At 45.3% G+C, this 13,799-nt stretch carries 11 protein-coding genes and 1 tRNA gene; 8 read left to right on the top strand and 4 right to left on the bottom strand.

Annotation, left to right across the window (positions count from 1 at the left end; genetic code table 11):
- Positions 1-41 precede the first annotated feature (41 nt).
- On the bottom strand, positions 42-269 hold the full coding sequence (locus JXR92_RS09020; protein ID WP_117601196.1) for a hypothetical protein: 228 nt from the start codon (positions 267-269) through the stop codon (positions 42-44).
- Positions 270-334: 65 nt separating this feature from the next.
- Positions 335-408, bottom strand: a tRNA-Ala gene (locus JXR92_RS09025).
- Positions 409-511: 103 nt separating this feature from the next.
- Between JXR92_RS09025 and JXR92_RS09030 the strand changes: the two genes are divergently transcribed.
- The 7 genes from JXR92_RS09030 to JXR92_RS09060 all read left to right on the top strand — a co-directional run bounded on the left by JXR92_RS09030 (position 512) and on the right by JXR92_RS09060 (position 8,406).
- Positions 512-817 (top strand): DUF4286 family protein, encoded by a 306-nt coding sequence (locus JXR92_RS09030; RefSeq protein ID WP_005826379.1) that lies wholly within the window; start codon positions 512-514, stop codon positions 815-817.
- On the top strand, positions 814-1,383 hold the full coding sequence (ruvC, locus tag JXR92_RS09035; RefSeq protein ID WP_005826381.1) for a crossover junction endodeoxyribonuclease RuvC: 570 nt from the start codon (positions 814-816) through the stop codon (positions 1,381-1,383). The genes JXR92_RS09030 and ruvC overlap by 4 nt, the downstream gene beginning before the upstream one ends.
- Before the next feature lie 34 nt (positions 1,384-1,417).
- Positions 1,418-3,415, top strand: coding sequence for a type I pullulanase (gene pulA / locus JXR92_RS09040; RefSeq protein ID WP_138344762.1), 1,998 nt, complete (start codon positions 1,418-1,420; stop codon positions 3,413-3,415).
- A gap of 10 nt (positions 3,416-3,425) precedes the next feature.
- Positions 3,426-4,898, top strand: coding sequence for an ATP-binding cassette domain-containing protein (locus JXR92_RS09045; protein WP_138344867.1), 1,473 nt, complete (start codon positions 3,426-3,428; stop codon positions 4,896-4,898).
- A 103-nt stretch (positions 4,899-5,001) separates the two neighbouring features.
- Positions 5,002-5,658: a fructose-6-phosphate aldolase gene (gene fsa, locus JXR92_RS09050; protein WP_138344764.1), complete on the top strand. Its 657-nt coding sequence runs from the start codon at positions 5,002-5,004 to the stop codon at positions 5,656-5,658.
- Positions 5,659-5,773: 115 nt separating this feature from the next.
- Entirely contained in the window at positions 5,774-7,672 is a 1,899-nt protein-coding gene (locus JXR92_RS09055; protein ID WP_138344766.1) for an LTA synthase family protein, read from the top strand.
- Positions 7,673-7,719: 47 nt separating this feature from the next.
- Positions 7,720-8,406, top strand: a complete 687-nt coding sequence (locus JXR92_RS09060; RefSeq protein WP_022401654.1) for a phosphatase PAP2 family protein — start codon at positions 7,720-7,722, stop codon at positions 8,404-8,406.
- Here JXR92_RS09060 and JXR92_RS09065 read toward each other — a convergent pair.
- Both JXR92_RS09065 and JXR92_RS09070 read right to left on the bottom strand, forming a co-directional pair.
- On the bottom strand, positions 8,397-10,934 hold the full coding sequence (locus JXR92_RS09065; protein WP_138344769.1) for a carboxypeptidase-like regulatory domain-containing protein: 2,538 nt from the start codon (positions 10,932-10,934) through the stop codon (positions 8,397-8,399). The two genes, JXR92_RS09060 and JXR92_RS09065, sit on opposite strands and share 10 nt — an antisense overlap.
- Positions 10,935-11,151: 217 nt before the next feature.
- Complete coding sequence (locus tag JXR92_RS09070; RefSeq protein WP_138344771.1) at positions 11,152-12,015, bottom strand: GLPGLI family protein; 864 nt, start codon at positions 12,013-12,015, stop codon at positions 11,152-11,154.
- 215 nt (positions 12,016-12,230) lie between these two features.
- On the opposite strand from JXR92_RS09070, the gene JXR92_RS09075 reads away from it, so the two are divergent.
- Positions 12,231-13,766 carry a sensor histidine kinase gene (locus JXR92_RS09075; RefSeq protein WP_138344772.1) on the top strand — a complete coding sequence of 512 codons (1,536 nt, stop codon included), beginning with the start codon at positions 12,231-12,233 and terminating at the stop codon, positions 13,764-13,766.
- Positions 13,767-13,799: the final 33 nt, after the last annotated feature.

Raw genomic sequence — 13,799 nt, forward strand, 5'->3', positions numbered from 1 at the left:
TATTTGATTCTAGTTTAGGAAGCAGTTTACTTACTTTGGCTTTATTCTTCTCCCATTGATTGGGGTACCTTACATCTTGTAGATGTACGCACTTGTTCGTTTTTGATTTTTACTATGAAGTAAAACATTATTGATTTTGTCTCTTTAGGTTTTACTAGGTTATGGTAGGGGGGTATCTTTTGGACAAAACATTGTTTGATTTCATTGTTTGAAATCATTGTTTCAGCTTTCTTAATAGAATCATTATTTGATGTTTCAGAATGTGCCATAATAGGGTGTTCTAGGCATATAGGCATAAAATAAGACACACAACTATTGCTGTATGTCTTACTCGTGGAGCGTATGAGACTCGAACTCATCACCTCGACACTGCCAGTGTCGCGCTCTAGCCAGATGAGCTAACGCCCCGTTGCCAACGTTTGCAGGCTTGCTTTCGTTTTTGATGGTGCAAATATAATGCATTATTCTGAAATAATTGCTATGTTTGCGAAAGAATTTGAAAAAATAAGTTATGCTGATATATAATACCACTTATCATGTAGAGGAAGGAGAAGACAAAAACTTCCTGATATGGATGCAGGAACACTATCTTCCCGAGGTAGAAAAGAACGGAACATTGTATGCTCCACGTATAGCCCGTATCTTGAGTCATATTGAAGAAGGAAGCATCTGCTATTCTGTTCAGTTTGAGGTGGAAAACTCTGCCAAACTGCATCGTTGGCATCAAGAGCAAGGAGTGAAACTGAACGAGGAATTACTGAATATCTTTAAAGATAAAGTGATTGGCTTTCCTACATTGATGGAGGTAATAGTGTGATACAACCGGTCAAAGAGAAAATAATATTGGGTATAGACCCTGGTACCACCATTATGGGGTATGGAGTATTGCGTGTGGCAGGTGTCAAGCCGGAAATGATAGCCATGGGAATTATCGACCTCCGCAAATTTGGAGACCACTATCTGAAGTTACGTCATATTCATGAACGGGTACTGAGTATCATAGAGAGTTATTTGCCTGACGAGCTCGCTATTGAGGCCCCTTTCTTCGGAAAGAATGTACAGTCCATGTTGAAGTTGGGGCGTGCGCAAGGCGTAGCAATGGCAGCTGCTTTGAGCAGGGATATTCCCATTACGGAATATGCTCCTTTAAAAATAAAGATGGCCATCACCGGAAACGGACAGGCATCCAAGGAACAGGTGGCGGACATGTTGCAGCGTATGCTGCATTTTCCTAAAGAGGATATGCCTACTTTTATGGATGCAACGGACGGGCTTGCTGCTGCCTATTGTCACTTTCTGCAGATGGGGCGTCCCACGGTGGAGAAAGGCTATCATGGCTGGAAAGACTTTATTGCCAAAAATCCGGATAAGGTGAAGAAGTGATAAGAATTGAAATGTAGAATCTAAAAATAATATCATGAAATTGAATGAACTTGCTATCATTGGAGTGGCCGCAACGACGGTTGTAAGCTGCACTCCCGCGAAGACGGAGTATGCTTCGTACGAACTTTACCCTGTCCGTTCGGGTAGTCTGACAGAGATGGAATATACACCTGCTGCCACGCAATTCACATTGTGGGCACCTACGGCGGATGAAGTTCGCCTGATGTTGTTCGAAGCAGGAGACGGAGGGCATGCCTATGAAACTATTTCAATGGAATCCTCTGAAGAAGGAACTTGGAAAACTAAAGTTGAAAAGGACTTGATAGGTAAATTCTACACATTCAATGTGAAAATCAATGATAAGTGGTTGGGGGACACTCCGGGTATCAATGCCAAAGCTGTAGGGGTGAATGGAAAGCGTGCCGCCATCATCGACATGAAATCCACGGACCCCGAAGGATGGGCAGATGATAAACGTCCGGCATTGGCCTCTCCTGCCGATGTGATTCTTTATGAAATGCACCATCGTGATATGTCCATTGATCCGTCGTCGGGTATTGAGCATAAAGGAAAGTTCCTGGCATTGACAGAACAAGGAACGGTAAGTCCCGACAAGCTGGCAACCGGCATTGACCATCTGAAAGAATTGGGAGTGACACATGTACATCTCCTTCCGTCTTATGACTATGCCTCCGTTGATGAGACAAGGCTGGACGAGAACAAGTATAATTGGGGATATGATCCGCAGAACTACAATGTGCCTGACGGCTCTTATTCTACCGACCCCTACAAACCGGATGTTCGTATCCGGGAATTCAAGCAGATGGTGCAGGCTTTGCACAAAGCAGGTATCCGTGTTGTTCTGGATGTGGTGTATAACCATACTTTCAATACATCCGACAGTAATTTTGAACGTACAGTGCCGGGATACTTTTACCGTCAGCGACCGGACGGAACGTATGCAGACGGTTCGGCTTGTGGCAATGAAACTGCCAGCAACCGTCCGATGATGCGTAAATACATGATAGAGTCTGTATTACATTGGATTAATGAATATCACATTGACGGATTCCGTTTTGACTTGATGGGTATCCATGACATCGAGACAATGAACGAAATCCGTAAGGCGGCAACGTCTGTAGATCCGACCATATTTATATATGGTGAAGGATGGGCGGCATCGGCTCCACAGATGGCGGAAGATTCTCTGGCAATGAAAGCCAATACTTATAAGATGCCGGGTGTTGCTGCTTTCTCTGACGAAATGCGTGATGCTTTGCGCGGTCCGTTCAATGACAATCATCAAGGTGCTTTCCTTGCCGGATTGCCGGGAGGAGAGGAGAGCATAAAGTTTGGTATTGTAGGAGCCATCAGGCATCCGCAAGTAAATAATGACTCTGTGAATTATAGTAAGGCTCCGTGGGCGGAACAACCTACACAGATGATCAGCTATGTTTCCTGCCATGATGATATGTGCTTGGTGGATAGGCTGAAAGCAAGTATCCCGGGTATTACTCCCGTAGAATTGGCAAAGCTTGACAAACTGGCGCAAACAGCCGTATTCACTTCCCAAGGTGTACCGTTTATTTATGCCGGTGAGGAAGTGATGCGTGACAAGAAGGGAGTACACAATAGTTTTGAGAGTCCCGATTCCATCAATGCGGTTGATTGGAGACGAAAGGCGGAGCATACAGATGTATTTGCTTATTATAAAGGTTTGATACAGCTTCGTAAAAAGCATCCGGCTTTCCGTATGGGTGATGCGGATTTGGTGCGTAAGCATTTGGAATTTCTACCGGTTGACGGCAGCAATGTGGTGGTTTACCGTCTGAAAGAAAATGCCAACGGTGATGCATGGGGAGATATTATAGTAGTCTTGAATGCCCGTAAGGAGCCTGCCAAACTTACCGTACCCGAAGGTAAATATACAGTGGTCTGCAAGGATGGCTTTATCAATGAACAAGGTTTGGGCACACTGTACGGCCCCGAAGTTGTTGTTCCGGCCCAATCGGCACTGATTATGTATAAATGATGATTGGATGATGCAGCAACATACAATACACATAGCGGGGGGCGTAGTACGCAACCCGCTTGTTCGTTTGACAGAGCCTGTCACCCTTGATTTTCTGGCAGGAGAACACATTGCCATTGTAGGACCGAACGGAGCCGGAAAGAGCCTCCTGGTGGATATGCTGATGGGAAAGTATCCTTTGCGTGATGGTGAGCTTACCTATGATTTCTCTCCCTCCCTCACGAAAACTGCCTATGACAATATCAAATACATTGCCTTCCGTGATACTTACGGTTCTGCCGATGCCAATTATTACTATCAACAGCGTTGGAATGCCCACGACCAGGAGGATGCTCCGCTAGTACGCGAAGTGCTGGGAGAGGTAAAAGACGATGCCTTGAGGCGGCAGCTATTTGAACTTTTCAGCATAGAGCCGATGCTTGACAAGAAAATCATTCTTCTCAGCAGTGGGGAGCTGCGCAAGTTTCAGTTGACTAAAGCTTTACTGACTGCTCCCCGAATTCTTATCATGGACAATCCTTTCATAGGGCTGGATGCGCCTACCCGTGAACTGCTTTTTAATTTGCTGGAGCGGCTTACCCGGCTGGGCGAGTTGCAGATTGTCCTTGTGCTTTCCATGTTGGATGACATACCTTCATTTGTTACACACGTTGTGCCGGTAGAGGAGATGAAGGTGGGCGAAAAGATGGAACGTGAGGAGTATGTGCAGGCATTCTGTGCGGACAATCAGATGCGTATTCAGGAAGAGGCCGGAGCGTTGGAGGAATTGCAGCGGCGTATTCTCGATTTGCCCTACGAACATGCGAATTTCACTTCGGACGAAGTGGTGAAATTGAACGGGGTTAGCATCCGTTACGATGACCGTACCATTCTGAAGGAGCTGGATTGGACAGTGATGCGTGGTGAGAAGTGGGCGCTGAGTGGCGAGAACGGTGCCGGCAAGTCTACCTTGCTTAGTTTGGTTTGTGCGGATAATCCGCAGTCATACGCCTGCGATATCAGTCTTTTCGGACGGAAGCGCGGAACGGGGGAGAGTATTTGGGAAATCAAGAAACACATCGGTTATGTCAGTCCGGAAATGCATCGTGCTTATCTGAAGAATCTGCCTGCCATAGAGATTGTCGCTTCCGGTCTGCACGACAGCATCGGATTGTATAAACGTCCTCATGCCGAACAGATGTCGGTATGTGAGTGGTGGATGGAGATTTTCGGTATTGCCGCCTTGAAAGACAATCCTTTTCTGCAACTCTCCAGCGGGGAACAGCGTCTGGCATTATTGGCACGTGCTTTTGTCAAGGACCCGGAACTGCTGATATTGGATGAACCGCTTCATGGACTCGATACATACAACCGCCGTCGGGTTAAGAAGATTATAGAGGCATTCTGCCATCGTTGGGATAAAACGATGATTATGGTAACCCACTATGAGAATGAATTGCCGCAAACAATTACTAACCGTTTATTCTTGAAGCGAAACCGCTGACCGGATAATAATTACGTCAAGCAAAGATAATAAAGGACTGGCGGGAACCATTTATGGTGTAAATCGTTATATTTGTAATATCAACCATCTAAACATTTATATCATGAAGTTTTTTATTGATACGGCAAATTTGGAACAGATTCGGGAGGCCTATGACTTGGGCGTACTCGACGGAGTTACCACTAATCCTTCGCTTATGGCAAAAGAAGGTATCAAAGGAGTGGAGAACCAGCGTAAGCACTATGTGGACATCTGTAATATTGTGCAAGGCGATGTGAGTGCCGAGGTGATAGCTACCAACTATGAAGGCATGATTAAAGAGGGTGAAGAATTGGCAGCCTTGAATCCGCATATCGTAGTGAAGGTGCCTTGCATTGCAGAAGGTATCAAGGCCGTTAAATACTTCTCGGGCAAAGGTATCCGTACAAATTGTACTCTGGTATTTTCTGTCGGTCAGGCATTGCTTGCAGCCAAGGCAGGTGCAACGTATGTTTCTCCGTTTGTGGGGCGTCTCGATGATATCTGTGAGGATGGCATTGCATTGGTTGCGAAGATTGTAGAGATGTACCGTTATTATGGATATACCACCCAGGTACTTGCCGCCTCTATCCGTCATACGGCACATATCATGCAGTGTATAGAGGTGGGTGCTGATGTGGCTACTTGTCCGCTTTCGGCCATTAAGGGTTTACTTAATCATCCGCTGACCGATTCCGGTCTGAGGAAGTTCCTTGAAGATTACAAACGCGTGAACGGATAAACTTAAAATATCCTATAAGCCTATCTTTCAATGTAATTATTGACTAATATTGGTGAGAAATAGAATAAAAAGATTTATTTTTGCGCCTTATATTTAGATATACAATAAGGCACCGATGAAAGATAGGCTCATAGGATTTATTAAGACATACTGCTTGTTTGTCTGCATTTTTGTGTTGCAGAAACCACTATTTATGCTGTTTTACGAATCGCTGTACCCGGATGCCTCGTGTGCGGACTGGTTCAGTGTCATTTGGCATGGGTTACCTTTAGACCTATCTCTGGCTGGTTATCTGACAGCTATTCCCGGTTTTCTTTTCATAACCTCTGTATGGACACTTTCTAAATCCCTTCATCGCATCTGGTGCGGCTATTTCCTCTTCATTTCTGTTCTTCTATCCATTATTTTTACTGTAGATTTAGGATTATACGAGTATTGGGGATTTCGTTTGGATGCCACACCGTTGTTCTATTTCTTTTCTTCTCCTAAAGAAGCAGTGGCCAGCGTCAGTATCTGGATGGTGCTGGGGGGAATTGTTGCAATGGCTGTTTATGCTGTCGTGCTGTATGTTGTTTTCTACAGCATCTTGTTGCAGAAGAAACTGTTGCTGCAGATGAAACTGCCTTATCGTCGCCTGAAGGTGTCAGGTATATTGTTGCTGATGACGGGGCTGCTGTTTATTCCTATCCGTGGAGGCTTTACAGTATCTACCATGAATGTGGGGAAAGTCTATTTCAGTGCCGAGCAGCGTCTGAACCATGCAGCTATCAACCCTGCATTCAGTCTGATGGAATCTCTTGCCAAGCAGAAGGACTTTAGCAAGCAATACCGTTTTATGGAAGCTGCGGAGGCCGACCGGCTTTTTAAAGACATGCTTGAACCCGCAGTTGCCGGTGGTCAAACGGAAGAGACGGATTCTGTGCGGCAATCTGCCGATTCGCTGCATACTTTATTCAATACTCAGCGTCCCGATGTACTCTTTGTGATTCTTGAGAGTTTTTCCTCCAGGTTGATGACAGCTTTGGGAGGTGAGCCGAATATTGCCATCCATCTGGATAGCTTGAGTAAGGAAGGGGTGCTCTTTACGAACTTCTACGCCAACAGTTTTCGTACGGACCGTGGACTGGTGGCTATCTTGAGTGGCTATCCTGCCCAGCCCACTACGAGTATTATGAAGTATCCCCGTAAAACACAGTCCATTCCTGCCATTGCAGGCAGCTTGCGGAAGGCGGGTTATGGTACCAAGTATTATTATGGCGGTGATGCCGACTTTACCAATATGCGTTCCTACCTGATGTCATCGGGCTTTGAAGATATTGTTTCCGACCAGGACTTTCCCGTAACGGAACGTTTAAGTAAGTGGGGGGCGCACGACCATCTCGTATTCAACCGTCTGCTGGAAGACTTGAAAACCGAAGCTGCCGAAGGAACTGCAGAAGAGAAAACTCCTCATTTCCGTGTCTTGCAGACCTCCAGCAGCCACGAGCCTTTTGAAGTACCTTTCCGTCGTCTGGAGAATGACCGGCTGAACGCCTTTGCCTATACGGATAGTTGTGCAGGTGATTTTGTAAGACAGTTCCGTGAGCTCCCCCAGTGGAAGAATACGGTGATTGTGTTTGTTCCAGACCACTTGGGAGCTTATCCCGAACATATCGACAATTTGTCGGTAGAACGCTACCGGATACCTCTGTTGATGGTGGGCGGTGCCATCCGAGAGCCGAGGCGCATTGACGTCTATGGCTCGCAACATGACATTGCAGCCACGTTGCTGGCCCAATTGGCGCTGCCCCATGAAGAGTTTGTCTTCAGTAAAGATATGCTTAATCCCGCTTCCCCTCATTTCGCGTTCTTTACCGTACCCGATGCTTTCGGTATGGTGACAGCGGACAACCAGGTGATATTCAATTGCCAGGCAGGTGCTGTGGTAGTGGATGAGGGCACGGCAAAGGGAAAGAACTTGCCGTTGGGCAAAGCCTATCTGCAGAAATTGTATGACGATATAGCAAAAAGATAAAGGAAGATAATTAAAGTATAAGAGTATAAAGTATAAGAGTATAAAGTATGACAGCACTTATGGATGTCTTGCAAGGGGCGATAGATATAGACACAAACATATTCCTTTTCATCAATGGGATGCACAACACCTTTTTCGATTACTTTATGAGTGCCTACAGCGGTAAGTGGGTCTGGGTGCCGATGTATGCTGCCATTTGGTATGTGATGCTGCGCAACTTCCATTGGAAAGTGACTTTGTTCTGCATGGTCGGTCTGGCACTCGTAATTACCATTGCCGACCAGACGGGGGCAACATTGATACGCCCGTATGTGGAACGCCTTCGTCCCGCCAATCTGGAAAATCCCATATCCGACATGGTGCATATCGTAAACGGACATCGAGGAGGGCGTTATGGATTCCCCTCCTGTCATGCTGCCAATACTTTTGGCCTGGCATTCTTTGTCTGGTTTCTTTTCCGTAAACGATGGCTCACTGTGTTTATGATGGGATGGGCGTTGCTGACCTGCTATTCACGTGTCTACTTGGGAGTGCATTATCCGGGCGATCTCATCGCGGGAACATTGGTTGGATTGATTGCCGCATACATTGTATATCGCCTTTTCCTGAAAGTCAGCGGGTATAAGACCATGAAGAAAGTCCCCCATATTTATGCTCCCATATTGGTGGGCGGATTGACGATAGTTGGGATATTGATATATTCCACGGTGATGATATTGCAGGCTCAGAACTGATGATTTATCGTCACCATTGCTTCCCTCGGACGTATATTTAGTCGTGAAGTGTAGCTTTGCGTGGTGGAATATGTTGTGTAAGCATACTCTTTTTTGTTGAACAGGTTGTTGAGGCTTGCTTCCAATCTCCATTTTTTTCTTTTATAGATAAGGGATGCATCTGCGAACACGGTGTTGAGATGTGCGTCCCCTCCTAAGTCATTCCGGTAATGCTCGCCGGATAGCCGTAGGTCTACCTGCCCGATACTGAATGTGAGATGTAGCCGTTGTACGAAGTCCAGTAACGGGGTGAGACGGGTATCACTTCCTATCTTACTGCCGCCATAGCCTAATGTGGCATGATATTCCGCTTCAAAAACATCTGCGGGCGACCAGATTATTTTAGGCTCTGCTTTCAGATAATCATAACGATAGGTCTGCAGAAGACTTTGCCGGTTACCCTCGCTGTCAGCCAGGCGGGTAAGCTGTTCGCCATTGCTGCGACTGAGTAGTAGGGTGAGTGAGGTTTTCAAATTCCAGTCGTATATACCTTTGGAGAAAGTACTGCTGAGATTCCAGCTATCGTTATGGTTCGGTAGTTCACGACGAGTGTAGACAATGGCATTTTCGGAAACACTCTGTTCGAAAAGAGTATTCCGGTTGCTGCGGCTGTAGGTTAGTGCGGCAGTGATGAAAAATTCCTGTACAGTGTTTTTGTACTCTCCGTAGAGATTGTAGGTTTGCGTGAGGCTGGTAGGGAAAAGTCCGTTGCCGTCTCGCCAGGTGCGGTAATCAGTTTGGTAGAGTCCCGGATACAAGTCGGAGAAGTCTTCCGCCGAGCGTTTCAGACTGCCATAAAGGGAGAACGTCCAATGATAATCCAGTTTATAGCGCAAATACATGGACGGATTGAAGAACAGGAACGAACGCTGTTGTGAGAAATACCGATCTGCTTTCAGAGGAAGCGAAAGTGTAGCCAGCCATTTTCCACGTTCCAGCTGGAAGTAGGGGGTAATATACAATGACAGATGCGAAGCATTGAAATCATTGGGCTGTCTTGTCGGAGTATATTTCAGGGTAGCCCGTTCTCCTTGTATTCCTGCCTTATATTGTTGGGTAAATCCATCATACTTTCGTAGATATGCGGCACTGTTATCTGTGTAGAAGTTGTGCTGGTTGAATTTACTTTTTCCTTCTTCGAGTAGTAAGGATGCAGGCTGGTAAGCATACTGTGTCGTCGAACGAAATTCCCAGGTTCCGCTTTCCCGGTTTCGGATAAGATTGAAGTAGTTTCCGGCACTTAGCTGTGACGTTTGCAGAGTTTGTCCCAGTTCCTCCGAACATCCGCGATTTATTTCTCCGTCTACGGTGAAGCGGTTGGATATATAATTCCGGCTGCTGTTATCTTCATAACGCAGTTCCAGATTAGCGATGTCACTTCTCAGACGATAATGGTAGGTTTCGTCTATTTGTATGGTATCTGTCGGTTGATAATAGATTTGGGTATTTCCCCGTTGCTGTCGGATTAGCTCATGAGTATATCCGGCTTGCAGGCGTAAGCTGCGGTCATCATTCCATTTGTACATACGGTTGCCGTTCAGGGTGTGGGTTTCATTGAATAATAAGCGATTCTTGTCTAATGGTGCGCTGATGCCCGGCTGGGAGAGAAAACCGGAAAGCGGAACTTGTTGCTGGCCATTTCCGGTCAGTTTGGTTTGCTCGTTGCTGAGGTCCTTGCCATTGTTATTTGTCTTGTAATTATAGACACTCTGTTTTCCTTTACCCAGTTGAAGGGCATTCAGTCTGCCTTCCCACAGGATTTTGTTGTTGTCACTCCATCCGGTTCCCAGAGTACCGTTTGCTATCCATTGATCGCGTGCTTTCGGATCCAGTTTCAGGTTCAATGCCACCTCATCGGAATTGATTTTTCCTTTCAAGGCCTTTACTGACTGATAGTTCTCCATGATTTCCGCACTCTTTACGGCTTTGGCACTCAGGTTGTTGTTGATTTGGTTATAACGTCCGCCTGTCACGTCCATTCCTTCCACAAAGTAGTGGTCGATGGCTTTCCCTTTATACTTAACCTGTCCGTTTTCATCTACATCCACGCCCGGAAGTTTCTTCAATACATCCTTTATGTGCACATCTTTAGATGAAGCAAACTGTGCCAAGTCATATCTCACCGTATCTTTTCGGGTATTGATACGTCCGGGACGTATTTGTACTTCTTTTAATACGATGGCTTCCGGTTGTAGGCTGAGATTCAGGATTCCTGCCGCATTGATATTCCGCATTTCTCTCTTATAGCCTAACAAAGAAATATTGAGTTGCAGCATTCCGCTATGCTTCCACGGCAAAGAAAATTGTCCTTTGGCATCGGTCAATGCATAGTCTATCGTTGTGTTTCCGCGTAATACACTAATCATTACAGCTTCCAGCGGTTGATCGGTTTCTGCATCTGTTATCTTGCCGCTCAACGTCTGTGCGTAGGTAGGCGACAAGAAACGAAAGAGAAACAGGAAAAATAGAATGATAGTTTTTTTATTCATACACTGCAATAATTGATTGTTTGGCAATTGAAGTTTGTTGAATTTTTTATACGATTATGGTGATTTCGTAATTTGTTGATTATCAATGCGTAAAAAGAGGATATTTAAGTATACGACTGAATGGCATTCACTATACGACTGAATAGGGTTCAGTATACGACTGAAATGCATTCAGTATGCGATAGATTTCACGAATGCTTACGGGTGTGGAGAAATATTATCGTTCCAGTGGATTATAAGGAATGTTTTTCGGGTTCTTGGTTGCATTGCCGTGTTCATCACTAACCTTGACGGTGACGTTCGGCATGCTTCCGGTGATAAATCCTACCGGATCGGCATAATAACGTTCGTGCACTTTGTTGTATGCTTTGCGGTTCATCGGTTCGTGCTTCTTTCCGTCGAAAAGTATCGGCCGATATGTGTGGCATTGCTCTACACCTGTGGCAGTGAATGAATAATGCCCTTCACTGTCTTCGGCTTTCAGTATCAGTCCGGGCAGTCCGCAAAGCTTCCACGGACCTTCGCTGACGGGTATTTCTGCAGTAAACCATGCTGTCCATGTACGGCCTTTTAATTGACATTCGGCTTTGCTGCAAAGGTAGGAGAGGACACTATCGTTTTCTGCCAGTATCTTCCACTGCGGACGTTCATCCGTTTCTTCGCAACGCAGGCGCGTCATGCCTGCCACTTCATCGAGGGTCGTTACTTTTCCGGCAGGATAACCTCTGAAGGTTCGTTCGCTCAGTTTGCTTGTTCCGTATTGTTTCAGATGTTCATTAATCGTTTCCTGCGAGGCTTTATTGGCGAAGTCTACTGCCAGTACAGAGTCGCAAACATACTTGGTGTAACTGTAGAACTTAGAGAGATTTTTACCGACTTCCAGCATCATGGTTTCTTCCGTAACATTTTCCGGCTTTTCCGTATTACTGATACAGCGCGTTTCATATTGCACAAGGATTTGTGCTTCACCGATGGTATCATTCTGTATTTTCGTTCCATCAGAAACGATGATTTGTGCCTTCGCTTGTGATGCGAACAATATAGCGAGACACAGATTGAGGAAAATAATTCTTGCACTCATAGTTTTTACATTTTTAGAGGTTTTACATATTGCTTCCAGCGATTATTGTACTGCAAAACTATGCGGATTTTGCTTCAGAAGAGGCTGAAAGTTATTACTGAAATATTACTCAATGCATAATATCTGCCTCGCACGTACCTATATTTGCAAGCTAACTTCTACCTTTGCCGGTACTAAATGAAAGTCTTTCTAAGTGAGACTAAAAAAGAACAATTATGGAACAACGGATTAAGATCGTTTGGATATTCTCCATCGCATCGATACTGCTTATTACCTGCGGACAGGTCTACTGGTTGCGTAATCAGTATCAGTATATGAATGATGAACAAATCAATGGTATTTATGATTGCATCTTGCAGACCGCCCAACAGTATGACTCTATCCGTACTCCCCAACCCAAAAAGGTGCTTAGCAATACCAATATGTTCTTCTATCAGCTTAGCAAATCCATTGATTTGGAAAAGCGGACCACTATCGACGAATTAATTTTGGGTGTTCTGAAAGGGCGGGACTTGAAGAGCTTGGGCCAAAAGAATATAGAAACTCTCAAAATAGAGCAGCAGGACTCTGCCAGTACAGATGATAAAGAGAGAGAGGCAAAGCGTAGGGAATGGGCATTGGCGTTAGACACCCTTTTGCCGGAAGAGCGGCTCATTGCGAAGGATTCATTCAAAATCAATATGTCCGATAAAGATGCTCCTAATTTGAACTCTATTATTAATCTTTATCGTTTGGAGTTGGATGTGCCTTTTGCGTTGCAGCAATTTGATTCCTTGCTTGCCATACGTTTGGACAAACAAACGTTTACTACGCATCTGGTGGTTTCCGAAGATTCCATTTACCAGTGGAATGCGGAACTGAAACGGCAAGGTACATTGTTCAATCCATATATAGAAGTAATGTATCCTTATAATCCCCTGAAGCGCCAGTTTGTGCTTGTTTCCGTGAAGGTTTCACCTCATGTGGTACTTGTGCGTATGGGTTGGCAGTTAGTGGGCAGTACATGCCTGATATTTCTGCTGGGGCTTTGTCTGCTGTTTCAGATAAAAACCATCTTGAAGCAACGGCGGATAGACGAACTGCGAAAAAGCTTTGTAAACACTATGATACATGAACTGAAACGTCCCGTCCAGGCTCTGAAAATGTGTATAGCCTTTCTCAATGACAAGTCTATGCGAACAGATGAGAAAGCGATGGATGAAGTGATTCACGATTCCATGTCCGAGCTGGATAACTTGTCGGCCTATCTTTCAAAACTACGTGATATGACGCGTGCCGATGATGAACACACGCAGCTTTCCGTCCGTACATTTGATATAAAGACGAGTTTGGAAAAGCTTGTCCGGCTTTACCATGTTCCTGAGGGTAAGGATGTTGCTATTGAAACCCATTTCAGTTCGGAGACTCTGGTAACGGCAGACCCGGTGCATGTTTCTAATATTATCAGTAATTTGATAGAGAACGCCGTAAAGTATTCGGGCAAGTCTGTGCATATTGTTGTAGATTGCCTTTTGCAGGATCACCAATTGACGATACGGGTGTCTGATGATGGCATCGGCATTCCGGTTTCCGAACAGAACCGTGTATTCGATAAGTTCTATCGGGGCAGTAATCTTCCAGACCGTTCATTGCCCGGCATTGGTCTGGGGTTGAGCTATGTAAAGTTGCTGGTAGAGGCGCATCATGGGAGCATTTCTTTAAATAGTCAGGCAGGCAAGGGAACAATGATTGAAATTAATATTCCCCAATAAGTCCGTGCTAACCCGCATAATCCCTACTCTAAA

Source organism: Bacteroides parvus, from assembly GCF_017309675.2.
GTDB classification, from domain to species: Bacteria; Bacteroidota; Bacteroidia; order Bacteroidales; family Bacteroidaceae; genus Bacteroides; species Bacteroides uniformis.